We start from the raw sequence: 20,479 nt of genomic DNA on the forward strand, positions 1-20,479 counted from the left end.
GTGCCCGCCCCCGCGCCGCCGGAGCCCGCGCCCCCAGCAGCGGCGAAGCCGCCGTCAGAGCCCGCCCCGCCGGCGCCCGCTCCCCCGCTCCCGCCTGCGCCCGCTCCCCCTCCGGACCCCGCCCCGCCGTCGCCGCCGGTGCCGCCGCCCCCGCCGCCCCGCTCCCGGTTCTCCCGCAGCTGCTGCTGGATCGCGTCGTAGCAGCCGCTGTACTCGGACAGGTCGCCGCGCAGCGCACGGGCCGCCTTGCGCAGGTCGGCGTTCCCATAGCTGCCGACGAGCAGGCCGGTGCTCGACCGGCCGCAATCTCTCAGGATCGTGTCGACGACGTCACCGCGCGCAGGCGCGGCGGCGAGCAGCAGGACGAGCGCGGTGAGCACGGCGGTCAGCTTCCCCATGACCAGCCCCAACGAGCCGCGCCAGGCGATGTTGCGCTGCGCCCGCGCGGCCGCGGGGTTTCCCTCACGCGCCCAGGAACCGCTCCCACGCCGCGCGCTCGGCGGCAGCGGCCGCCTGCGGGTCCTCACCGCCGTAGCGATAGCGATCGACGACGACGCTCGTTCTGCCGCCGAAGCCGGTGCCGGCGACGCGCAGCACGCCGGCCGCCGGCGCATCGGTGCGCAGCACGAGCCCGTGGTCGACGACGACCGCGACCGTGCCGCGCAGCGGCGGCAGCCCGTCGGCGGCGAGCGCGACCGTGTCGCCGGCCCGCGCGCCGGCGAGGCCGAGCGCGGCGAGGAACGCCGGCCACGCCTCCTCCAGCGTCCCGGCGGCCGGTGCCCACAGCCGCTCGAAGCCGACCGGCAGCCCGTCGAACGCCTCCACGCGCGCGGCCAGCGTCGCGAGCGCCTGGGTCCAGCCGGAGACGAGGCCGTCGGCGAAGGCGTCGTCGCCGCATCCGAGCCCGTGGGTCACGATCCGCACGACGCAGCTGCCGCCCGCGCGCGCCTCGACCAGGTACTCGGTCGCGATCGTCTGGTCGTCCCACGACTCCTCGTAGACGAACCGGCGGGGCGGCTCGAAGGCGGTGATCTCGCCGCGCGCGACGCCCTCCTCCCCGGGCGCATGGCGCTGCTCGATCGCGCCGCCGACACGCGGCTCGACGGTCGCCGGCATGAACCAGGCCGAGATCCCCGGCCCGCTCGCGATCAGCTCCCAGATCTGCTCCGGCGGGCCGGCGATCTCGGCCGACACCTCCAACGGCTCTTCGCTCATGCCTCCTGCTCCTTCGGCTCGCGGGGGATCTCGTGGGCGGCGACGAGCAGCCGGTGCGGCCGGCCGTCGTCGACGTGGTGGCGCTGCACGACGGCGGTGACGGCGTCGGCGAGGTCGGCGGCGAAGGCGGCGCGCGCGGCCGGCGACGCGAGCCGGACCTCGGCGTCGAGCGCGAAGGTCGGCGTCTGCTCGTCGCGCCGCACGGCCGCCCCGACCTCGCGCACGACGCGCGCCGCGCAGGCGATCAGCCAGCGCGCGCCGAGCTTCTCGCGGCTGCGCGCCGGGTCGCCGCCGAGCGGCCCGAGCGCGCCGGGCGAGACGACGTAGGAGGCGGCGGTCGCGACCAGCAGCCGCTCGGTCAAGCCGCCGTGGCGGCGCTCCTCGGCGACGGTCACGAGCCCGTGCCGCTCGATCGCGCGCAGGTGGTAGTTGACCTTCTGCCGCGTCAGCCCGACCCGTCCCGCCAGCGTCGCCGCCGACGCCGGCTGCCGCAGCTCCGCCAGCAGCCGCGCGCGGATCGGGTCGAGCGCGACGACCGCCGCGCGCGGATCCTCGATCACGTCCAGATCGCTCACCATGCGCCGCACGATCGCATTGACAAAAACTTTTGTCAATGGCACGCGGTCTGTGCGCCCCGCACGCACCCTCCGGTCGCGACGGTGACCGGCGCACAAGCCGTGCGGGGCCGCAGCGAAGAGGCTGGCGCGATGGGATCGAACGCGAGGGAGACGCTCGACGTCGACTGGGTGGTCGTCGGCTCGGGCTTCGGCGGCAGCGTCAGCGCGATGCGGCTGGCCGAGAAGGGCTATTCGGTGGCGGTGATCGAGCGCGGGGAGCAGTTCCGCGACGCGAGCGAGATGCCGTCCAGCTCGTGGGATCTGAAGCGCTACCTGTTCGCGCCGCGACTCGGGATGCGCGGCATCTTCCGGCTCAGCTTCTTCAAGGACGCGCTCGTGATGAGCGGCGCCGGCGTCGGCGGCGGCAGCCTCGTCTACGCGATGACGCTGTACGTGCCGCCGCGCGCCTTCTTCCACGATCCGCAGTGGGCGGCGCTGGGCGACTGGGAGCAGGAGCTGGCGCCCCACTTCGAGACCGCGCAGCGGATGCTCGGCGTCACCGACGTGACGGGCGAGGACCCCGCCGACCAGCTGCTGAAGCGCTACGGCGAGCAGCTCGGCGTCGGCCACACGTACCGCAAGGCACGCGTCGGCGCCTACCTCGAGAACCCCGCCAGAGAGGTCGAGGACCCCTACTTCGGCGGCGAGGGGCCGCGCCGCGTCGGCTGCCGCGAGGAGGGCCGCTGCATGCTCGGCTGCCCGCACGGCTCGAAGAACTCGACCGACAAGAACTACCTCCACTTCGCGCAGCGCTGGGGCGCACGGATCATCGCCGGGCGCGAGGTCGTCGGCCTGCGCCCGCTCGGCGGCGCCGACGGCGGCGACGGCTGGCTCGTCACCCACCGCCGCACCGGCAGCCGCGGCGCGCGCGGCGACGTGACGATCCGCGCCGGCGGCGTCGTGCTGGCCGGCGGCGCGCTCGGCACCAACGAGCTGCTCGCGCGCGTGAGACTCGCCGGCGAGCTGCCGGGCGTCTCGCAGCGGCTCGGCAAGCTGATCCGCACCAACAGCGAGGCGGTGCTGGTCGTGTCGGTGCCGGAGGGCCGCGCCGAGGCGATCTCCAAGCGCGTCGCGATCACCTCCTCGATCTACCCGGACGCGCACACGCACGTCGAGACCGTCACCTACGGCGCCGGCGGCGGCGCGATCCGCGGCCTCTTCACCGTCCTGACCGGCGGCGGCAACCGCCTCACGCGGCCGCTCAAGTGGCTCACGCAGATGGTCCGCCACCCCGGCTGGGTCGCGGAGCTGGTGTTCAAGCCGAGATGGGGCCAGCGCTCGATCGTCGTGCTCGTGATGCAGACGCTCGACTCCTCGATGGAGTTCACCTTCCGGCGCAAGCGCGACGGCGGCGTGCGGATGCAGACGCGGCAGGACCCGGAGAGACCGAACCCGACGTTCATCCCGGTCGCGAACGCCTTCACCGCGTGGCTCGCGCGCGAGACCGGCGGCGCGCCCGGCTCATCGGTGCCGGAGGCGCTGTTCGGGATCCCGACGACGGCGCACATCCTCGGCGGGGCGGCGATCGGCGCCGATCCCGAGCACGGCGTCGTCGACCGCGACCACCGCGTCTTCGGCTACGAGAACCTGCTCGTCTGCGACGGCGCGGCGGTGCCGGCGAACGTCGGCGTCAACCCGTCGCTGACGATCGCGGCGATGGCCGAGCGGGCGATGAGCACCGTCCCGACGGCCCCGAACGCGCCCGCGAGAGCGCCGCTGGGCGCGACGCCGATCGCGGGCCGCACGGCCGGCGGCGAACCGGAGCCGGTGCCGCAGGAAGTGCCGACACCTGCCTGACTCTCAGGCTCAGGTCGAGCCTGAGGCTAGAGCCTCAGATCGCCGTCGCCAGCGGCCGATCCGGCGCGTGTCGCGTCGACCAGCGCCAACGCCGTCAGCAGCTCGGCGCTGCGCTCCGCCAGCGGGGCGCCGAGCAGCTCCGCAGCCCGCCGCAGCCGGTTCGCGACCGTGTTGTGGTGGATTCCGAGGTGGGCTGCGGCGGCGCGCAGGTTCGACTCGTGCAGCAGGTAGGCGCGCAGCGTCTCGGCGAGCGCGCGCGAGGCGTCGTCGTCGCCGGCAAGCGGGCCGAGCTGCCAGGCCACGAAGCGCCGCGCCTGCTCGACGTCGGCGCTCGCGAGCGCCTGCAGCGCGACCTGGTCGTAGCGCACCGCCGCGCCGGCCGGCCGCCGCTCCAGCAGCGCGACGCGGCGCGCGTGCATCGCCTCGCGGTAGGACCAGCGGAAGCCGTCGAGGCCCGGGTGGGCGCGGCCGATCGCGAGCGAGACGCCGCGCGCGGCGACGGCGTCGAGGTCGGCGAGCGCGTCGCGGTCGAGGTGGCCGTCGTAGCCGCTCGCCCACACCGCGACCGTCTCGCGGTCGACGTGCAGCGTCAGCGAGCGGACGTGCAGCCGCGTCGCCAGCGCGTTCGCCAGCAACCCCAGATCCGGCGACTCCTCCCCCGCCGGATCGCTCCAGCCGACGGCGCAGATGTGGGTGCGGTCGAGCGGGTAGCCGAGCCGGCTCTCGGCCAGCCGCAGGTCGGTCGGGACGCCGTCGAGCAGCTCGCGGATCGTCTGCGCGCGGACCGCCTCGCCGCTGCGCACCCACGCGCGCCGCTCCTGCTCGTGGATCGCGATCACCCGCTCCGACAGCGCGTTGACGAACGTCAGCATCCAGCGGATCGAGGCGTCGAGCGCGTCGGCGAGCTGCTGCGGCGGAACGCGCTCGCGCAGCAGCCGCGTCCAGCCCTCCCAGAAGCCGTTGAGCGCCAGCCGGTAGGAGGCGGCGACGGTGTCGGCGCCGATCCCGCGGCGCGCCAGCAGCCGCACGAACTCCTCCGCGAGCGTGCGCGGCGCGGCCCGCTCGGGCGGGATCCCGGCGGCCGCCATCGAGGCGAAGAGCCAGATGTTGTCGGCGACGCTGCGGCGGGTCGCCTCGGCCAGCTCCTCGTCGGCGGCGAGCGGCAGGCCCGCGACGATCTGGTCGGTGACGGCGCCCGCGAGCAGGCCGATCCGGTCGCCGTCCTCGGCCAGCTCCGCCGCCAGCTCTCTCCAGTCGCTCACGGCGTGCGATGGTACTCCGCCGCAGCGGCGCGGATGTGCGCTTCGCACAGCGCTCCCCCGGTCCAGCCAGTGACGATTCGACACCATGTCGACCGTCTCCGCATCGCCTCAGACGCTCACCGACGCCGTCGCCGCGATCGTCGCGGCGCGCGGTGAGCAGCTCGCGGTCCAGGATCGCGAGGGCACCGTCCGCTTCACCTGGCGCGAGCTGCGCGACGCCGCCGCGCGCATCGCCGGCGGCCTCGCGGCGCTCGGCGCCGGCCGCGACGCGACCGTCGGGCTGCTGCTCGACAACCGCCCCGAGTTCCACGTCGCCGACCTCGCCGCCGTGCTGCTCGGCGCCGTCCCGGTCTCGATCTACCAGACCTCCTCGCCCGAGCAGGTCGCCCACGTCGCCGCCGACGCCGACCTGCGCGTGCTGATCGTGCAGGCCTCCTACCTGGAGACCGCGCGCGCCGCCCTGCACAGCCGCGAGACGCGGCTGGTCGTGCTCGACGACGCCGAGCTGCGCGCGGGCGAGGTCGCGTTCGCCGAGCTGGAGAGCAGCCCGCCGCTGGAGCAGCCGGTCGAGGTCGGCCCCGAGGACCTGCTGACGATCATCTACACCTCCGGCACGACCGGCCCGCCGAAGGGCGTCGAGCTGACGCACAGAAACCTGCTGACGGCGACCCGCACGGTCGGCGAGTGGAACGGGATCGAGGCCGGCGGGCGCGTGATCTGCTGGCTGCCGCTGGCGCACATCGCCGAGCGGATCGCGTCCTGGTACGCGCCGGTCCTGTTCGGGCTGGAGGTGACGACCTGCCCCGACGCGCGCCAGATCGGCCGCTACCTGCGCGAGGTGCGGCCGAACTGGTTCTTCGCCGTGCCGCGCGTGTGGGAGAAGCTGCGCGCCGGCGCGATGGCGGCCGGTGCGGGCCTGGAGCCGGCGCAGCTGCGCGCCGCGCTCGGGCTCGACCAGGTGCGCGCCGCCAACATCGGCGCCGCGCCGAGCGCGCCCGAGCTGGTCGAGTACTTCCACGCGATCGGCATCCCGCTCGCCGAGATCTACGGCATGAGCGAGAACTGCGCCTGCTGCACCTGCAACCCGCCCGGCGCGGTCAAGGTCGGCTCGGTCGGGCCGGCGCTGCCGGGCGTCGAGCTGAGACTCGCTGACGACGGCGAGCTGCTGATGCGCGGCCCGACGGTGATGCGCGGCTACCGCGGCCTGCCCGAGGCGACGGCTGCGACGATCGACGCCGACGGCTGGCTTCGCACCGGCGACGTCGCCACAATCGACGATGACGGCTACCTGCGCATCGTCGACCGCAAGAAGGAGCTGATCATCAGCGCCGGCGGCAAGAACATGTCCCCATCCGCGATCGAGGCCGCGATCAAGACGCGCAGCCCGCTGATCGGCCACATCTGCGTCGTCGGCGACGGACGCCCGTACAACGTCGCGCTGATCGTCCCCGATCCCGACCTGCTCGGCGAGCGCGCGCCCGGCGACGAGGGCGTGCGGGCGGCGATCGCGACCGCGGTGCAGGAGGGCAACGCGTCGCTGTCGCGCGCGGAGCAGGTGAAGCGGTTCGAGCTGCTGACCGACGGCTGGCAGGCCGGCGGCGAGGAGCTGACGCCGACGATGAAGCTCAAGCGCCGCGCGATCGAGGCCAAGCACGCGCCCGCGATCGAGGCGCTCTACGCGGAGGTCCGTTCATGAAGGTCGCGATCGTCGGTGCCGGCTTCAGCGGCATCGAGACGGCTCACCGCCTGAAGGCGGAGGGTCACGACTTCACGCTGTTCGAGCGCTCCGGCGACGTCGGCGGCGTCTGGCACGACAACACCTATCCGGGCGCCGCCTGCGACGTGCCGTCGTACCTCTACTCGTTCTCGTGGGCGCAGCGGCGCGACTGGTCGCGGCCATGCTCGCCGCAAGAGGAGATCCAGCGCTACCTGCGCGGCGTCGCCGAGCAGGACGGGCTGCTGCCGCACATCCGCTTCGGCGTCGAGATCGCCGCGGCGCGCTGGGACGAGCAGGCGCTGCAGTGGACGCTGACGACCGGGGACGGCGAGACGCACGCCTTCGACGCGCTCGTGCTCGCCTGCGGCCAGCTCAACCGCCCGGCCTACCCGCAGATCGACGGCGCCGACGCGTTCGCCGGCACCGCCTTCCACTCGGCCCGCTGGGACCACGACGCCGACCTGCGCGGCAAGCGCGTCGCCGTGATCGGGACCGGCGCGAGCGCGATCCAGTTCGTGCCCGCGATCGTCGACCAGGTCGGCCACCTCGACGTCTACCAGCGCACCGCGCCGTACCTGCTGCCGCGCCGCAACCCGCGCTACCCGGGCGCGGCCAAGAACGCGATCCGCTTCATCCCGGGCCTGCAGACGCTGCGCCGCTACGGCATGTGGGGCGTGATGGAGACGTTCATCCTCGGCTACACGAAGCTGCCGCCGCTGAAGGCCGCCTTCCGGCTGTGGTCGGCCGGCTTCATGCGGCTGCAGCTGCGCGGCGACCGCGCGCTGCGGAAGAAGGTGTGGCCGACGCACACCTTCGGCTGCAAGCGGATCCTCTTCAGCTCGACCTACCTGCCGGCACTGCGCAGACGCAACGTCGAGGTCGTCAGCGACCGGATCGAGCGGATCACCGCCGACGGCGTCGTGACCGCCGACGGCCGCGAGCGCAAGGTCGACGCGATCGTCTGGGGCACCGGCTTCGTCGCCGACGAGCCGGTCGTGCCGATGCAGGTCCACGGCGCCGGCGGCCACGAGCTGCAGGAGCGCTGGGGCGAGGGCGCCCGCGCCCACCTCGGCATCACCGTCGCCGGCTTCCCGAACCTGTTCCTGATGTACGGCCCGAACACGAACCTCGGCGTCGGCTCGATCATCGTGATGATCGAGGCGCAGGCCGGCTACGTGCTCAGCGCGCTGAGACTGCTGCGCGAGCGCGGCAAGCAAGCCCTGACGGTGCGCCCGGAGGTCGAGCAGGTCTCGACCGACGCCGTCCAGGCGCGGCTCGACGACTCCGTCTGGACCGAGTGCCAGAGCTGGTACCGCAAGGACGGCACGGGCCGCGTCGTCGGCAACTGGCCCGGCTTCATGGTCGAGTACGTGCGCTCGGTCGAGCACGTCAACGCGGGCGAGTACGAGCTGCTGGAGGCGGGCGCGGTGCCGGCCTCGGAGCCGGCCGCTACGGCGTGATCACGATCCGCCGGGCCGAGGTCGCCGCCTCCGTCCAGGCGCGCTCGACGTCGGCGAGCGGCCACGGCTGCGCGTCGATGCCGAGCCCGGCGACCGCCTTCGCGAGCGCCGGCAGCTCGGCGACGATCTCGGCCGTCGGGACCGACCCCTGCCCGCTGCCGACCAGCTGCAGCCGCGCGGCCCGCAATGCGGCCGAGGGGATCGCCGCCGTCGGCCCCGCGACCGAGCCGATCTGGACCCACGTCAGCGGGCGCCCGCGGTCGGCGCGAGCGCGCACGAGCGCCGCCATCGCCTGCGCCGCCGGCTCGCCCCAGAGGTAGTCGAGCACGACGTCGACGTCGGCGGCCGCGCCCGACGCCGCCGCGCCCGCGCTGGATGCGCCGGGCGCGGCCGCGCCCGACGCCGCCGCGCCCGCGCTGGATGCGCCCCCGCCGGATGCGTCGCCGCCCGACATCTCCCCCAGCCGGACGATCGCGTCGGCCGGCAGCGCGGCGAGCTTCGCCGCGTCGCGGCCGGCGGCGACGACGCGGCCGGCGCCGAGCAGCCTCGCGACCTCGATCGCGAGCCGGCCGGCGTTGCCGGTCGCGCCGAGCACGAGCACGGACTGACCGGCGGCGAAGCCGATCCGCCGCCGCAGCGCGATCCAGGCCGACATCGCCGGGTTCATCGCGGCCGCCAGCGTGACCGGGTCGGCGTCGTCGGGCAGCACGACGCTGCGGCGGCGGTCGATCGCGGTCCGCTCGGCGAACGAGCCGAGCGGCGTGTCGAACATGACGAAGTAGCGCAGCCGGCCCTCCGGGTCGCGGCCGACGCCGTCGATCCCCGGCACGAGCGGCAACGCGTCGGTGCTCGTGTAGTGCGACCCGTTCGCCTGCGAGCGCACGCGCGGGTGGAGCCCGGCCGCGAGCACCTCGACGACGAGCTGGTCGTCCCCCTGCGCGACCGGCTCGGGAACGTCGGCGCAGCGCGGCGGCGAGTCGAAGGAGGAGACGACGGCGGCATGCATGGCGGACCTCGCATTCAGTTCGTAATACGAATCAAAATAGTTGGCATAACGAACCATGTCAAGCTATGCTGGCGCGATGGAAGAGGCCGACCCCCTGACCGACGCGCTCGTGCAGTCGGCGTTCGAGACGATCGCCGTGCTCAGCCGCGTCAGCGCCGAGCACGACCTGTCGCTGACGCTCGTGCGCGTGCTCGGGATCCTGCGCGACCGCCGCCTGCGCATCTCCGCGCTGGCCGGCTTCCTCGGACTCGAGAGATCGACGCTCTCGGGTCTCGTCGACCGCGCCGCCAGGCGCGGTCTCGTCGAGCGCCTGCCGAGCGCGAGCGACCGCCGCGCCGTCGAGATCGCCCTCACCGCCGCCGGCCGGCAGCTCGCGACGAGCGTCGCGGCGGAGGTGCGACAGGCGCTCGCGCCGCACACCGCGTCGCTCGCGCCCGCCGATCGCCGCCGCCTCCAGCAGCTGCTGGAGCGGACGCTGACTCAGCCAGGGACCGGCGCCGCGAAGTAGCTGTCGCCGGCGAGGTCCTCCAGCAGCGTCGGGCCGCTCGGCTCCCAGCCGAGCAGCGCGCGCGTGCTGGCGCTGGAGGAGGGCACGTCGAGCGCGAAGAAGCCGCCGACGAAGCCGAGCCGCTGCTGCGCCTCGGCCGCCTCGATCGACGCGGTCGGCAGGCCGAGGCCGCTGCCGATCGCCTCCGCGATAGCGCGCGTCGGCACGCCCTCCTCGCCGACCGCGTGCAGCACCGAGCCGGCCGGCGCCGACTCCAGCGCGAGCCGGTAGAGGCGCGCGGCGTCGCTGCGGTGGACGGCCGCCCAGCGGTTCGCGCCGTCGCCGACGTGGTCGGCGGAGCCGGCCTTTCGCGCCGCCGCGACGAGGATCGCGACGAAGCCGGGATCGCCGGCGCCGTGGACCGTCGGCGACAGCCGCACGACGATCGAGCGCACGTCGCGCTCGACCGCCGCCAGCGCCGCCCGCTCGCCGCCGATGCGGCCTCTGCCGGGGCCGTCGAGGTCGCCGGCGTCCTGCTCGCTCGTGACGCGGCCGGAGCCGGCGGCGGCCGTGCCGGAGGTGACCAGCAGCGGCTTGCCGGTGCCGGCGAGCGTGTCGGCAAGCGTCTCGATCGCAGCCCGGTCGACCGGGATCGAGTCGGCCATCCGCTCGAAGTCGTGGATGAAGGCGAGGTGGATGACGCCGTCGGCGTCGGCCGCGCCGGCGCGCAGCACGTCGAGGTCGTCGAGCGAGCCGCGCAGCGCGGTCGCGCCGGCCGCGGCGAGCTTGGCGGCGGAGGCGTCGGAGCGGGCGAGCCCGACGACCTCGTGGCCGGCGGCGAGCAGTTCGGGGACGACGGCGGAACCGACCCAGCCGGTCGCGCCAGTGACGAAGACATGCATGTGAAGACCTCCAAGGGATCCCATGTCAGTAACTGACATGACCGTAGCAGACCGATGTCAGCCTCTGACATCGACTACGCTCCAGCGATGGCACGGTGGGAACCGGACAGTCGCGGACGGCTCGCCCAGGCGGCGCTCGAGCTCTACGCCGAGCGCGGCTTCGAGCGGACGACCGTCGCCGAGATCGCCGCCCGTGCCGGCGTCACCGAGCGCACCTTCTTCCGCCACTTCGCCGACAAGCGCGAGGTGCTGTTCAGCGGCAGCGAGGAGATCGAGCAGGCGCTCGCCGACGGCGTCGCGCAGGCGCCGGCCGGCGCCGCCCCGCTCGATGCTGTCGCCGCCGCGCTCACGGCGATCGGCACGGTGCTGCAGAGCCGCCGTCCGTTCGCGCGCACCCGCCAGCAGGTGATCGCCGCCACCCCGGAGCTGCAGGAGCGCGAGCTGCGCAAGCTGGCGAGACTCGGCGCACTGCTGGGCGCCGGGCTGCGCGAGCGCGGCGTCGCCGAGCCGGACGCGACCGTCGCCGCCGAGACCGGCATCGCGCTCTTCCGCGTCGCCTTCGAGCGCTGGTCCGAGCAGCACGCGGGCGCCGAGCCCGAGCTGACCGACGAGATCGCGACCGCCTTCGCGCGCCTGCGCGTCGTCGCCGCCACGCCCGCCGACGGCTCGCCCGCCGACGCCCCACCGGCCGCCGGCGCGTCCGCCATCCGGCGGCGCCGATGAGGCGCGCAATCGCACGCGCCGCCGCGCTGCTGACGCTCGGCGCGAGTGTCAGCACCGCCGCGGCAGCGGACGCCGCGCGCGCAGCCGCGCCCGCGCCCGCCGTCCGCATCGACGCCGGCCCCGACGGGCGCACGCGCGACCGCCAGCCGATCTTCCAGTTCAGCTCAGACGAGCGCGGCGCGAGCTTCGACTGCCGCATCGTCGCGGTCGGCGCCGATGCCGAGCGGCCGGCCTTTCATCCCTGCGTCGCGGTCGACCTGCCAGCCGCCGAGCTGGCCGACGGCGACTACCGCTTCGAGGTGCGCGCGACGGGCGCCGCCGGCACGCGAGGTCCGCTCGCCAGACGCCGCTTCACGGTCGAGACGCTGCTGACCACACCGCCGCCGCTGTCGCGCGAATGCCGCGCGAGCCTCTCCTCGCTGCGCGGCGCCCGCCGCGCGGTGATCGGCGGCCAGCGCACGCTCGCCCGCGCGCAGGCGGCCGAGCGGCGCGCCCGCGCCCGCGGCGCCGCAGACGGGCTGAAGCAGGCGATACGCAGACGCACGGGCGCGCAGAGGCAGCTCGCGCGCGCCGGCAAGCGGCTGCTGACGGCGCAGCGGTCGGCCGAGCGGCGCTGCCGCTGAGCCGGCGCCGCGCGTCGCACGTCGGCGCGCGGCAGCCCGCCGCGCGCACCGCCTGCGTCAGGCGGAGGCAGCCGGCGCCGCGGCGCTCGCCTGGGCGCGCGAGGAGGCGCTCTTGAAGCGCCCGGTCAGCACGCCGCCGACGATGATGAAGGCGACGCCGAGCCAGCCCGGCCCCGCGTCGGTCACGAGCACGATCACGCCGATCGCCGTGATCCACGGCGTCACCTGCACGAGGAACTCGCTGACCGAGGGCACGGTCGCCTGCTCGCCGCGCGAGATGTCACCGAGCGCCTCGACGCGGCGCGGGTACCAGAGCGTGAACTGGGCGGCGACGATCAGCGGCAGCGTCTGGACGATCCAGCCGGTCCAGATGTTGTTGGAGTTGTCGAGCACGAGGTCGCCGTAGAAGCCGGAGGCGGCGCCGATCGCGAACGCGATCGCCCACGCCCACGTGATCACGTAGTTGGTGCGCAGGAAGGCCGGGTTGTCCCAGATCTCTCTCGGCGCGTCCTCCTTCGCGTAGGCGAGCGTGAACGGGTTGCGGACGGCGATCGAGCCGGCAGCGATCACGACCAGCGCGATGTTCACGACCTCGCCCGACCAGCGCTCCAGCCACGCGTGCGTGCCGTCGGAGGAGACGGCGACGACGATCGCCAGCGTCGCGAAGAAGACGACGTCGGAGAACTCGAGCAGCTTCGGGCTGCCGCCGCGCAGCTTGTTGAGCACGAGCAGCACGAGCGCGATCCCGAGCGCGACCGCGGCCGACAGCTCCAGCCGCCCCTCGCCCTCGACGAGGCTGTACACGATCCACGGCGCCAGCCCGACGAGCGGGTTGCCGAGCAGCGTGTCGAGCAGGCTGCCTCTCTCTTGGTCCTGTGCTGGTGCGGTCGTCATCGTGCCCATTCAATCGACCGCGAAGCGGGCGGACTTGAGCGCGGCGGTCTGCGCTGGCGCTGCCGCAGCCGCCTGCTCAGACGCTGCCGACGCGGACCAGCGACTTGATCGCGCGGCGCTCGTCCATCGCGGCGTAGGCGTCGCCGATCCCGTCGAGGCCGGTCTCGTAGTCGAGCACGCGGCCGGGGTCGATGCTGCCGTCGAGCACGTCGGCGAGCAGCTCGGGCAGGTAGACGCGGACGGGCGCGCCGCCGCCTCTGACGCCGATCGTGCGGTAGAACATCGACGTCACCGGCAGCTCGACGCCGTGCGGCACGCCGACGTAGCCGACGGTCGAGCCGGGGCGGGCGATCGCGATCGCCGTCTCCATCGCCTGGCCGGTGCCGACGCACTCCATCGCCGCGTCGACGCCGACGCCGCCGGTCAGCTCCAGCAGCGCCGCGACCGCCTCCTCGCCGCGCGCGGCGACGACGTCGGTGGCGCCGAACTCGCGCGCGAGCGCCTGTCGCTCGGGGTGGCGCGAGAGCGCGACGATCCGCTCGGCGCCGAGCCGTCTGGCGGCCAGCACGGCGGAGAGGCCGACCGCCCCGTCGCCGACGACCGCGACCGTCTGGCCGGCTCTGACCGCGGCGCAGACGGCGGCATGGTGGCCGGTCGCCATCACGTCGGAGAGCGTCAGCAGCGAGCGCATCGTCGCGTCGTCGTAGCCGGCCGCGGAGCCGGGAACGGCGACGAGCGTCGTCTCGGCCAGCGGCACGCGGACCGCCTCGCCCTGGCCGCCGTCGACGCCGCCGGCGGCGAAGAAGCCGCCGTTCTGGCAGGCGGTCGTGATGCCGTTCCGGCAATGGGGGCAGGAGCCGTCGCTGTAGGCGAACGGGGCGATCACGAGGTCGCCCCTGGAGACGCTGCGGACCTCGCCGCCGACCTCCTCGACGATGCCGACGAACTCGTGGCCGATCGGCCCGCCGGCCTCAAACGGCGAGTCGCCGCGGTAGTACCAGAGGTCGGATCCGCAGACGCAGGCGAGCACGACGCGGACGATCGCGTCGGTCGGGGCGCTGATGACGGGGTCGGGTCGGTCGCCGGTCTCGATCCGGCCCGGTTCGATGAAGAGAGCTGCACGCATGCACTGCACTCAAGCGCAGCGCTCCGGAAGGTGGGAGTCCCTGTGAAAGGGGTATTGACAGGGCACCCCGGCGCTCCCGCCACCGTCCTACGCTGAAGGTCCGTGGACGCAGCCCGCGACATCTCCCAGTTCCTCACCTCGCGCCGCGCGAAGGTGACGCCTGAGCAGGCCGGCCTGCCGGTCTTCGGCACCCGCCGCGTCCCCGGCCTGCGGCGCGAGGAGGTCGCCTCGCTCGCCGGGCTGTCGGTCGAGTACTACAAGCGGCTGGAGCGCGGCAACGCCAGCGGCGCCTCCGAGCAGGTGCTGGAGGCGCTCAGCCGCGCGCTCCAGCTCGACGACGCCGAACGCGCCCACCTGTTCGACCTCGCCCGCGCCGTCAACCCGATCGCGACGCGCCCGCGCCGCGCCAGCCAGCGGCGCGTGCGGCCGGTCGTGGAGCAGATCGTCGGGCAGATCGCGGCGCCCGCGATCGTCCGCAACGCGCGCGGCGACTACCTCTGCGCCAACGAGCTCGGCCGCGCCCTCTACGCGCCGCTGTTCGACAGCCGCGAGCAGCCGGCCAACAGCGCGCGCTTCACCTTCCTCGACCCGGCCGCGCGCGACTTCTACCCCGACTGGGAGCGCGTCTCCACCGACCTCGTCGCCAGCCTCCGCTCCGAGGCCGGCCGCGACCCCTACGATCGCGAGCTGTCGGACCTCGTCGGCGAGCTGTCGACCCGCAGCGACGAGTTCCGCGTCCGCTGGGCGGCGCACAACGTCCGCTTCCACCACACCGGCGTCAAGCGGATCCACCACCCGCTCGTCGGCGAGCTGACGCTCAACTACGAGTCGACCGAGCTGTCGGCCGACCCCGGCCTCAACCTCAACATCTTCGTCGCCGAGCCCGGCTCGCCCTCGCAGCAGGCGCTCGACATCCTCGCCTCCTGGAGCGCGACGGTCGCGCCGACCTGAGGTCGCCGGCGGCGCTACGCGACGGTCGCGTGCGGGTCGCCGAGGTGCGTCAGCTCGCGCTCGGCGGCGGCGCGCTCGTCGGCCTCGCGCAGCGCGGCGACGACGCCGGCGGCGACCGCCTCGGCCAGCCGCGGCGGCACCGCGTCGCCGATCTGCCGGTACTGCGAGCTGAGCGAGCCGCTGAAGACGGTGCCGAGCGGGAAGGTCTGCAGCGCCGCCGCCTCCTGGGTCGTGATGCGGCGCATCCGGCTCGGCGCCTTCTTCAACGGCCGCTCACCGCGCAGCAGCCGCGCGTGGTAGCCGACGACCCAGGGGTCGGCGCCGTCGTCGAGCTCCTGCTGGTCGACGATCGGCGTGGCGCTGCCGCCGAGCGAGGCGCCGATCGAGCGTGCCTGGCCGTCGAGCTGGAGCGGCCGCCCGGCGCCGTCGAACAGCAGGCTGCCGCGATGGGCGTCGGGGCGCAGCACGGGCACGCGGGCCGGCACGACGCGCGCCTCGCAGACGCCGTCGTTGCCGGGGTCGCCGACGCGCGGCAGGCGCAGCAGCGTCTCGCGCACGGTCGGCGGCGGACCCGCGCTGCACGGCGGCGGCGCCGGACGGCCGTCGAGCAGACCGACGAGGAACGCCCGCTCGCGCGCCTGCGGCACGCCGTGGCCGGCGGCGTCGAGCACGAACAGCTCGACCGCGTAGCCGAGCGCTCGCGCCTGCGCGATCAGCCGCTCGCGCGTCGCGCGCCAGCGCGGGCCGGTTGCGAGCGCCTTGACGCTCTCCAGCACGAACGCGCGCGGCTCCAGCTGCGCGACGGCGTCGAGGAAATGCAGCAGGTGCCCGCTGCGCGCGTCGCCGCGATCCTGCCCCGCGACGAGCGGAAAGCCCTCGCACGGCGGGCTGCCGATCACGAGGTCGGGCCGCGGGCCGGCCGGCAGCGCGATCTCGAGCAGGTCGCGGCAGACGACCGGCGCGTCGACCAGCTCACGATGCGTCGCGACGGCGTCGCGATCCCAGTCGATCGCCCACGCGATCTCGACGCCCGCGCGCACGAAGCCGAGGTCGAGTCCGCCCGCGCCGCTGTAGAGCGAGACAGCGCTGTAGCCGTGGCTGCCCATCCAACCCTCAATTGTGCCGCTCAGCGCGGACGACACCCGCCGATGAGTTTCCGGCGGCCGCCTCGTCTTCTCCTCCAGAGCCGCACACCGCCGAGACGAGGAGAACCACCATGGGCAAGCTGATCGTGACCGAGTTCCTGACGCTGGACGGCGTCGCGCAGGCGCCGGGCGGGCGCGAGGAGGATCAGGAGCAGGGCTTCGAGCACGGCGGCTGGCAGGCGCCGCTGATGGACGCCGCCGCCGGCGCGGCGATCTTCGACAACGCGCGCGGCATGGACGCGCTGCTGCTCGGCCGCCGCACCTACGACATCTTCGCCGGCTACTGGCCGCAGGCGCCCGACGGCCCCTTCACCGAGCTGCTCAACCGCGTGCCGAAGTACGTCGCCAGCCGGACGCTGAGCGAGCCGCTGGAGTGGCGCAACTCCTCGCTGCTCGACGGCGAGGTCGCGGACGCGGTCGCCCAGTTGAAGCAGCGCCACGAGGCGATCCACGTGATCGGCAGCCTCGATCTCACGCAGACGCTGCTGCGCCACCGCCTGATCGACCGGCTCGAGCTGTGGTTCCACCCGCTCGCGCTCGGCTCCGGCAAGCGCGTCTTCGCCACGGGCACCGTCCCGACCGCGTTCCGCCTGCTCGACGCGACCCCATACGCCAGCGGCAGCGTCCTGCTCGCCTACGCGCTGGCCGGCACGCCGACCTACGGCACGATCGGCGCGTGAGCGTCGCCGCGCCACGTTGCCGGACGACAGCGCTCGGACCCACCCGGAATCCGGACTCTCGCGGCCGCTCGGGCGATCCCGTGCGGCCGACAGGCGCCGCCACCGAGCGCTTCAAGCAGCCCTCCGGAGGACCGACAAGATCGGCAGCGCACCGGGTTTCTTTAGGTCTGTCAATTCACACTGACAACACCCCCAATTCAGGGTGTGACAATGGCAGCGGTGCTGTAATGCTGCGCCGATGCGTACACCCCCCTTGCGTGCTGCGGCGCGCGGGGCGCGCCGCCTTGGCTTGCCCCTCCTCACCCTCGTCCCGGCGGCGCTCGCGCTGAACGCCGCGACCGCGTCTGCCGCGCCGGTCAACAGATTCCTGACGATCTCCGGCTGCAGCAACCAGTTCGTCGTGCCCAACGGCGTCACCAGAATGGACGTCACCGTTGTCGGCAGCGCCGGCGACGGCAGCAACGGCGGCCTCGCCGCCCAGGTCTCCGGCACGATCGCCGTCACGCCCGGCGAGACGCTCTACGGCTGCGTCAGCGAGGGCGCCGGCGACGTCGCCGGCGGCGTCATCTACAGCGGCTTCCCGGGCGGCGGCTACGCGCTCCTGAGCCGCAACTCCGACCTCAGCAGCCCGTTCGCGATCGCCGGTGGCGGCGGCGGCGCCGGCGGCAACGATCCCAACGGCGGCAGCGGCGGCGACGCCGGCCTGCCGGGCGGCAACGCCGGCAGCGGCCAGAGAACGGGCGTCGGCGGCGCCAACGGCGGCCAAGGCGCCAACGCCGGCGGTGCCGGCGCGGCCGGCACCAACAGCACCGGCAGCTCCGCCAACGGCAGAGCCGGCACGATCCGCAGAGGCGGCGCCGGTGGCTACGGCGACGTCGGCGGCGGTGGCGGCGGTGGCGGCGTCTGGGGCGGCGGCGGCGGCGCCGGCTCGGTCGAGGTCGGCAACGGCGCCGGTGGCGGCGGCGGCTCCAGCTACTGCGACATGGGCGCGAGCTGCTCCTCGCAGCTGGTGCGCAACAGCGGCTACATCCAGCTCACCTACCCCGCGCCGGACGTCGTCACGACGACCACCGCGCAGACCGGCTCCAACACGCAGGCCGGCAAGCTGACCAGCTACACGGCGACGGTCTCCCCCGTCCCGAGCGGCGGCACGGTCGCGTTCAGCGTCGACGGCACCCCCGTCTGGGGCTGCGAGGCGGTCGCGGTCGACACGACCAGCGGCGTCGCCAGATGCGACCCGTATGCGCCGTACGCGCCCGGCGCGCACAGACTCGACACGACCTACAGCGGCACGACCGGCTTCGCGGGCTCCGGCGACGACGAGGCCTTCACCGTCTACGCCGGCGCGGTCTCGATCAGCCCGAGCCCCGCGTTCGACTATGGCGACGTCGAGCTGGGCAAGCAGGCCCCGCAGCAGTTCACCGTCACCAACAGCGGCGACGGCCAGCTGCAGATCGACGCGATCGACGGCATCTACGTGAGCGAGTACTGGCTCACCTCGATGCCGCCGAGATCGACCGAGTTCGTCGCGACCGACGACCTCTGCAGCGACAGAACGCTCGCCCCGGGCGCAAGCTGCACCGTGACCGTCGCCTTCAAGCCGACGACGCTCGGCGAGCAGAGAGCCGAGCTGCTGGTGATGAGCGACGCGTATGACGGCCCGGACCCGGTCGCGCTGACCGGCGTCGGCATCGAGCCGGCCCCGGAGCCCAGACCCGAGCCGAGACCGGAGCCGACCCCGCAGCCGCAGCCGGCGACGCCGACCCCGGCGACGCCCGCCCCGGCCCCGGCCGTCCCGACCCCGACCCCGGCCGCGAGAAACGACCCGCGGCCGCGAGTGGTCGGCGCGTCGGCGAACGTGAGCGCGAGCAACCCGCCGAAGGTTTCGCCGAGCAACAGCGTGACGCTGCCGCTGGTCTGCCCGGTCGGTGAGCCCTGCCGCGTCTCCGGCACGCTGACGCTGGCGCTGACCGGCGGCCAGGCGCGTGCCTCGCAGGCCTCGACGGTGCGCGTGCTCGCGCGCTTCGCCGGCATCAAGATCGCCGCCGGCAAGACCCGCTCGCTGTCACTGAAGCTGCCGGCGGCTTTCGTCAAGGCCCAGCAGAAGAAGGGCGTGCGCAAGCTGCGCACGACGCTGACGGTCCGCACGACGCTCGGCAGCGGCCAGAGCGTGACCAGACGCCAGGCCGTCACGATCGTCATCCCGCGCGCCAGAGTCGCGCAGAGAGCCGCCCCGAGAGCGGCCCCGGAGCGCCCCGCGTTCACCGGCTGAGCGCCTCCGGCAGACCCCTGCAGCACCGCGCGCCGCCCTTCTCCGGAGGGGCGGCGCGCCGCGTTTCGGCAGCCCCGGCCCGGGGCCTTCCACCTGGCGCTGTTTGACAGAGTGGTAGGGTGATGGCGCACGCGGGACCGTCCGGTCCCGTGAATCCGTGCCCTGCGCTCGTAGTCGTCGCCTCACCGCCGCCTCCGCGTTCGCGTCGCACCCCACGCTGGAGGAAGCACCATGGCAACAGGAACCGTCAAGTGGTTCAACGACGACAAGGGCTTCGGGTTCATCACGCCCGACGACCAGTCGAAGGACCTCTTCGTCCATCACACCGCCATCATCGGCGACGGCTACCGCTCGCTCGCCGAGGGCGCGAAGGTCTCCTACGACGCCGAGCCCGGCGACAAGGGCCCCAAGGCGGTCAACGTCCAGGCAGCCTGATCACCGGACAGGAGGCTCTCAGGCAGCTCTGAGCCTCCTCCGGCATTCGGCCCAGGCGCATTCACGAGGCTGCTCCTCCAACGCAAACCCGTTCGGAGGAGTCCTCGAATGCCCGTGAAGTTCCCCACCCGCACCGTCGCCGTGATCGCCGCCACCGCCGCTGCCGGCCTCTCCGGCGCCGTCATCGCCGGCGCCGCCACCAGCGGCAGCGCGTCGTCCGGCGCCAGCACGCAGCAGCGCACCCACGACGGCCGCGGACCCGGCGGGCCCGGCGGACACCGCCACGGCCCCCACGCCGACCTCACCCAGGTCTCAGCCGCGCTCGGCGTCAGCGAAGCGAAGCTGAGAGCCGCGCTCGACGCCGCCCGTCCCGACAGAGGCGCCAGAGACGGCTTCGCCGCCGCGATCGCCGCCCAGCTCGGCGCCAGCAGCGCCGACGTCCAGTCCGTGCTCGACGCCAACCGCCCCGACAGAGGCGACGACGCGACCGGCGACAGAGACGGCGACGGCCCTCGCGGCGACCACCGCGACGGCGCCCGCCCCGACGACAGCGCGCTCGCCGCCGCGCTGGCGAAGAAGCTGTCGATCACCCAGGCGAAGGCGCAGGCCGCGCTCGACGCCGTCCACACGGCGCACGACGCCGACAGCGGCGACAGAGCCGGCAGAGACGGCGACCGCAGCGACTTCTACGCCGCCGTCGCCAAGGCGCTCGGCAAGGACGCCGCCGCCGTCAAGCAGGCGTTCGAGGCCAACCAGCCGTAGCGCCGCAGCTCAGCGGAGACGCCGGTCACGACCACCGACCGGTGTACGGTTTCTCGCCCGCTTCCAGCGTCAGAGAGGCCCCTTGTGCGTACCGTCCTGCGGATCGTCCGCCGTCATCAGATCGCCCTGTGGGCGGCGCTCGTCGCGAGCCTCGCCGTCGCCGGGACGGCGTTCGCCGTCGGTGCGGTGCGCAGCGCGAGCAGTGCCGAGAGACGGATCTACGCCTGCGTCGCCGGCGCGAGCGGGACGATGCGCGTCACGTCGGAGAAGCGCCCGTGTCGCAGCGGTGAGCGCAAGATCGCATGGAACCAGCGCGGCGCCGCGGGCGCTGTCGGGCCGAGCGGCGCGCCCGGCGCCGCGGGCGCCCCGGGCGCCGTCGGCCCGGCGGGCCCGGCCGGGCCCGCC

Annotated in this window: 20 protein-coding genes and 1 pseudogene; 12 read left to right on the forward strand and 9 right to left on the reverse strand. The window is 74.5% G+C overall.

What is annotated here, in order from left to right; genetic code table 11:
- The 3 genes and pseudogenes from Q7L73_RS27095 to Q7L73_RS27105 form a co-directional block, all read right to left on the reverse strand.
- A pseudogene (locus tag Q7L73_RS27095) lies at nucleotides 1–398 on the reverse strand (hypothetical protein); the annotation flags it as partial.
- Nucleotides 399–462: 64 nt separating this feature from the next.
- The gene (locus Q7L73_RS27100) at nucleotides 463–1,215 is read right to left on the reverse strand and encodes an SRPBCC domain-containing protein (protein ID WP_304695387.1); all 753 of its coding nucleotides are present in this window, start codon (nucleotides 1,213–1,215) and stop codon (nucleotides 463–465) included.
- On the reverse strand, nucleotides 1,212–1,790 hold the full coding sequence (locus Q7L73_RS27105; RefSeq protein WP_370552463.1) for an ArsR/SmtB family transcription factor: 579 nt from the start codon (nucleotides 1,788–1,790) through the stop codon (nucleotides 1,212–1,214). Before Q7L73_RS27105 ends, Q7L73_RS27100 begins: the two co-directional genes overlap by 4 nt.
- Nucleotides 1,791–1,922: 132 nt before the next feature.
- Between Q7L73_RS27105 and Q7L73_RS27110 the strand changes: the two genes are divergently transcribed.
- A complete protein-coding gene (locus Q7L73_RS27110) occupies nucleotides 1,923–3,629 on the forward strand; it encodes an FAD-dependent oxidoreductase (protein ID WP_304695384.1) in 1,707 nt (568 codons plus the stop codon).
- Between the two features lie 26 nt (nucleotides 3,630–3,655).
- Here Q7L73_RS27110 and Q7L73_RS27115 read toward each other — a convergent pair whose 3' ends face one another.
- The gene (locus Q7L73_RS27115) at nucleotides 3,656–4,891 is read right to left on the reverse strand and encodes a CdaR family transcriptional regulator (RefSeq protein WP_304695382.1); all 1,236 of its coding nucleotides are present in this window, start codon (nucleotides 4,889–4,891) and stop codon (nucleotides 3,656–3,658) included.
- An 85-nt stretch (nucleotides 4,892–4,976) separates the two neighbouring features.
- On the opposite strand from Q7L73_RS27115, the gene Q7L73_RS27120 reads away from it, so the two are divergent.
- Nucleotides 4,977–6,587 (forward strand): long-chain fatty acid--CoA ligase, encoded by a 1,611-nt coding sequence (locus tag Q7L73_RS27120; protein ID WP_304695380.1) that lies wholly within the window; start codon nucleotides 4,977–4,979, stop codon nucleotides 6,585–6,587.
- A complete protein-coding gene (locus Q7L73_RS27125; protein ID WP_304695378.1) occupies nucleotides 6,584–8,068 on the forward strand; it encodes an NAD(P)/FAD-dependent oxidoreductase in 1,485 nt (494 codons plus the stop codon). The genes Q7L73_RS27120 and Q7L73_RS27125 overlap by 4 nt, the downstream gene beginning before the upstream one ends.
- Here Q7L73_RS27125 and Q7L73_RS27130 read toward each other — a convergent pair.
- Entirely contained in the window at nucleotides 8,058–9,074 is a 1,017-nt protein-coding gene (locus tag Q7L73_RS27130; protein ID WP_304695377.1) for a zinc-binding alcohol dehydrogenase family protein, read from the reverse strand. The two genes, Q7L73_RS27125 and Q7L73_RS27130, sit on opposite strands and share 11 nt — an antisense overlap.
- 76 nt (nucleotides 9,075–9,150) lie before the next feature.
- Here Q7L73_RS27130 and Q7L73_RS27135 point away from each other — a divergent pair, with 76 nt between their 5' ends.
- Complete coding sequence (locus tag Q7L73_RS27135; RefSeq protein ID WP_304695375.1) at nucleotides 9,151–9,582, forward strand: MarR family winged helix-turn-helix transcriptional regulator; 432 nt, start codon at nucleotides 9,151–9,153, stop codon at nucleotides 9,580–9,582.
- Here the strand turns inward: Q7L73_RS27135 and Q7L73_RS27140 are convergent.
- Entirely contained in the window at nucleotides 9,555–10,463 is a 909-nt protein-coding gene (locus tag Q7L73_RS27140) for an SDR family oxidoreductase (protein WP_304695373.1), read from the reverse strand. The two genes, Q7L73_RS27135 and Q7L73_RS27140, sit on opposite strands and share 28 nt — an antisense overlap.
- Nucleotides 10,464–10,550: 87 nt before the next feature.
- On the opposite strand from Q7L73_RS27140, the gene Q7L73_RS27145 reads away from it, so the two are divergent.
- Both Q7L73_RS27145 and Q7L73_RS27150 read left to right on the forward strand, forming a co-directional pair.
- Nucleotides 10,551–11,186, forward strand: coding sequence for a TetR family transcriptional regulator (locus Q7L73_RS27145; RefSeq protein ID WP_304695371.1), 636 nt, complete (start codon nucleotides 10,551–10,553; stop codon nucleotides 11,184–11,186).
- Nucleotides 11,183–11,809, forward strand: a complete 627-nt coding sequence (locus tag Q7L73_RS27150) for a hypothetical protein (protein WP_304695369.1) — start codon at nucleotides 11,183–11,185, stop codon at nucleotides 11,807–11,809. The genes Q7L73_RS27145 and Q7L73_RS27150 overlap by 4 nt, the downstream gene beginning before the upstream one ends.
- A 57-nt stretch (nucleotides 11,810–11,866) precedes the next feature.
- Here Q7L73_RS27150 and Q7L73_RS27155 read toward each other — a convergent pair whose 3' ends face one another.
- Together Q7L73_RS27155 and Q7L73_RS27160 are read right to left on the reverse strand one after the other, a co-directional pair.
- Complete coding sequence (locus Q7L73_RS27155; protein WP_304695368.1) at nucleotides 11,867–12,703, reverse strand: hypothetical protein; 837 nt, start codon at nucleotides 12,701–12,703, stop codon at nucleotides 11,867–11,869.
- Between the two features lie 76 nt (nucleotides 12,704–12,779).
- A complete protein-coding gene (locus Q7L73_RS27160; protein WP_304695366.1) occupies nucleotides 12,780–13,829 on the reverse strand; it encodes a zinc-dependent alcohol dehydrogenase family protein in 1,050 nt (349 codons plus the stop codon).
- 102 nt (nucleotides 13,830–13,931) lie between these two features.
- On the opposite strand from Q7L73_RS27160, the gene Q7L73_RS27165 reads away from it, so the two are divergent.
- The gene (locus Q7L73_RS27165; protein WP_304695364.1) at nucleotides 13,932–14,780 is read left to right on the forward strand and encodes a helix-turn-helix transcriptional regulator; all 849 of its coding nucleotides are present in this window, start codon (nucleotides 13,932–13,934) and stop codon (nucleotides 14,778–14,780) included.
- A 14-nt stretch (nucleotides 14,781–14,794) separates the two neighbouring features.
- Here Q7L73_RS27165 and Q7L73_RS27170 read toward each other — a convergent pair whose 3' ends face one another.
- Nucleotides 14,795–15,886 carry a DNA cytosine methyltransferase gene (locus Q7L73_RS27170; RefSeq protein WP_304695362.1) on the reverse strand — a complete coding sequence of 364 codons (1,092 nt, stop codon included), beginning with the start codon at nucleotides 15,884–15,886 and terminating at the stop codon, nucleotides 14,795–14,797.
- A gap of 110 nt (nucleotides 15,887–15,996) precedes the next feature.
- Here Q7L73_RS27170 and Q7L73_RS27175 point away from each other — a divergent pair, with 110 nt between their 5' ends.
- The 5 genes from Q7L73_RS27175 to Q7L73_RS27195 all read left to right on the forward strand — a co-directional run.
- The gene (locus Q7L73_RS27175; protein WP_304695360.1) at nucleotides 15,997–16,605 is read left to right on the forward strand and encodes a dihydrofolate reductase family protein; all 609 of its coding nucleotides are present in this window, start codon (nucleotides 15,997–15,999) and stop codon (nucleotides 16,603–16,605) included.
- 289 nt (nucleotides 16,606–16,894) lie between these two features.
- Nucleotides 16,895–18,877, forward strand: a complete 1,983-nt coding sequence (locus Q7L73_RS27180) for a choice-of-anchor D domain-containing protein (RefSeq protein WP_304695358.1) — start codon at nucleotides 16,895–16,897, stop codon at nucleotides 18,875–18,877.
- Between the two features lie 231 nt (nucleotides 18,878–19,108).
- Nucleotides 19,109–19,312, forward strand: a complete 204-nt coding sequence (locus Q7L73_RS27185) for a cold-shock protein (RefSeq protein WP_304695356.1) — start codon at nucleotides 19,109–19,111, stop codon at nucleotides 19,310–19,312.
- Nucleotides 19,313–19,420: 108 nt separating this feature from the next.
- Nucleotides 19,421–20,074 carry a hypothetical protein gene (locus Q7L73_RS27190; RefSeq protein WP_304695355.1) on the forward strand — a complete coding sequence of 218 codons (654 nt, stop codon included), beginning with the start codon at nucleotides 19,421–19,423 and terminating at the stop codon, nucleotides 20,072–20,074.
- A gap of 84 nt (nucleotides 20,075–20,158) precedes the next feature.
- Nucleotides 20,159–20,479, forward strand: a 321-nt coding sequence (locus Q7L73_RS27195; protein WP_304715742.1) for a hypothetical protein, incomplete at its 3' end; no start/stop codon positions are given.

It is taken from the genome of Conexibacter sp. CPCC 205762, from assembly GCF_030646155.1.
GTDB lineage: Bacteria > Actinomycetota > Thermoleophilia > Solirubrobacterales > Solirubrobacteraceae > Conexibacter.

Excerpts from the sequence above, each read along its gene's own strand:
- Q7L73_RS27100 (WP_304695387.1), bottom strand. The coding sequence starts at position 1,215 with ATGAGCGAAGAGCCGTTGGAGGTGTCGGCCGAGATCGCCGGCCCGCCG.
- Q7L73_RS27110 (WP_304695384.1), top strand. The coding sequence starts at position 1,923 with ATGGGATCGAACGCGAGGGAGACGCTCGACGTCGACTGGGTGGTCGTC.
- Q7L73_RS27120 (WP_304695380.1), top strand. The coding sequence starts at position 4,977 with ATGTCGACCGTCTCCGCATCGCCTCAGACGCTCACCGACGCCGTCGCC.
- Q7L73_RS27125 (WP_304695378.1), top strand. The coding sequence starts at position 6,584 with ATGAAGGTCGCGATCGTCGGTGCCGGCTTCAGCGGCATCGAGACGGCT.
- Q7L73_RS27130 (WP_304695377.1), bottom strand. The coding sequence starts at position 9,074 with ATGCATGCCGCCGTCGTCTCCTCCTTCGACTCGCCGCCGCGCTGCGCC.
- Q7L73_RS27135 (WP_304695375.1), top strand. The coding sequence starts at position 9,151 with ATGGAAGAGGCCGACCCCCTGACCGACGCGCTCGTGCAGTCGGCGTTC.
- Q7L73_RS27140 (WP_304695373.1), bottom strand. The coding sequence starts at position 10,463 with ATGCATGTCTTCGTCACTGGCGCGACCGGCTGGGTCGGTTCCGCCGTC.
- Q7L73_RS27145 (WP_304695371.1), top strand. The coding sequence starts at position 10,551 with ATGGCACGGTGGGAACCGGACAGTCGCGGACGGCTCGCCCAGGCGGCG.
- Q7L73_RS27150 (WP_304695369.1), top strand. The coding sequence starts at position 11,183 with ATGAGGCGCGCAATCGCACGCGCCGCCGCGCTGCTGACGCTCGGCGCG.
- Q7L73_RS27155 (WP_304695368.1), bottom strand. The coding sequence starts at position 12,703 with ATGACGACCGCACCAGCACAGGACCAAGAGAGAGGCAGCCTGCTCGAC.
- Q7L73_RS27160 (WP_304695366.1), bottom strand. The coding sequence starts at position 13,829 with ATGCGTGCAGCTCTCTTCATCGAACCGGGCCGGATCGAGACCGGCGAC.
- Q7L73_RS27170 (WP_304695362.1), bottom strand. The coding sequence starts at position 15,886 with ATGGGCAGCCACGGCTACAGCGCTGTCTCGCTCTACAGCGGCGCGGGC.
- Q7L73_RS27175 (WP_304695360.1), top strand. The coding sequence starts at position 15,997 with ATGGGCAAGCTGATCGTGACCGAGTTCCTGACGCTGGACGGCGTCGCG.
- Q7L73_RS27185 (WP_304695356.1), top strand. The coding sequence starts at position 19,109 with ATGGCAACAGGAACCGTCAAGTGGTTCAACGACGACAAGGGCTTCGGG.
- Q7L73_RS27190 (WP_304695355.1), top strand. The coding sequence starts at position 19,421 with ATGCCCGTGAAGTTCCCCACCCGCACCGTCGCCGTGATCGCCGCCACC.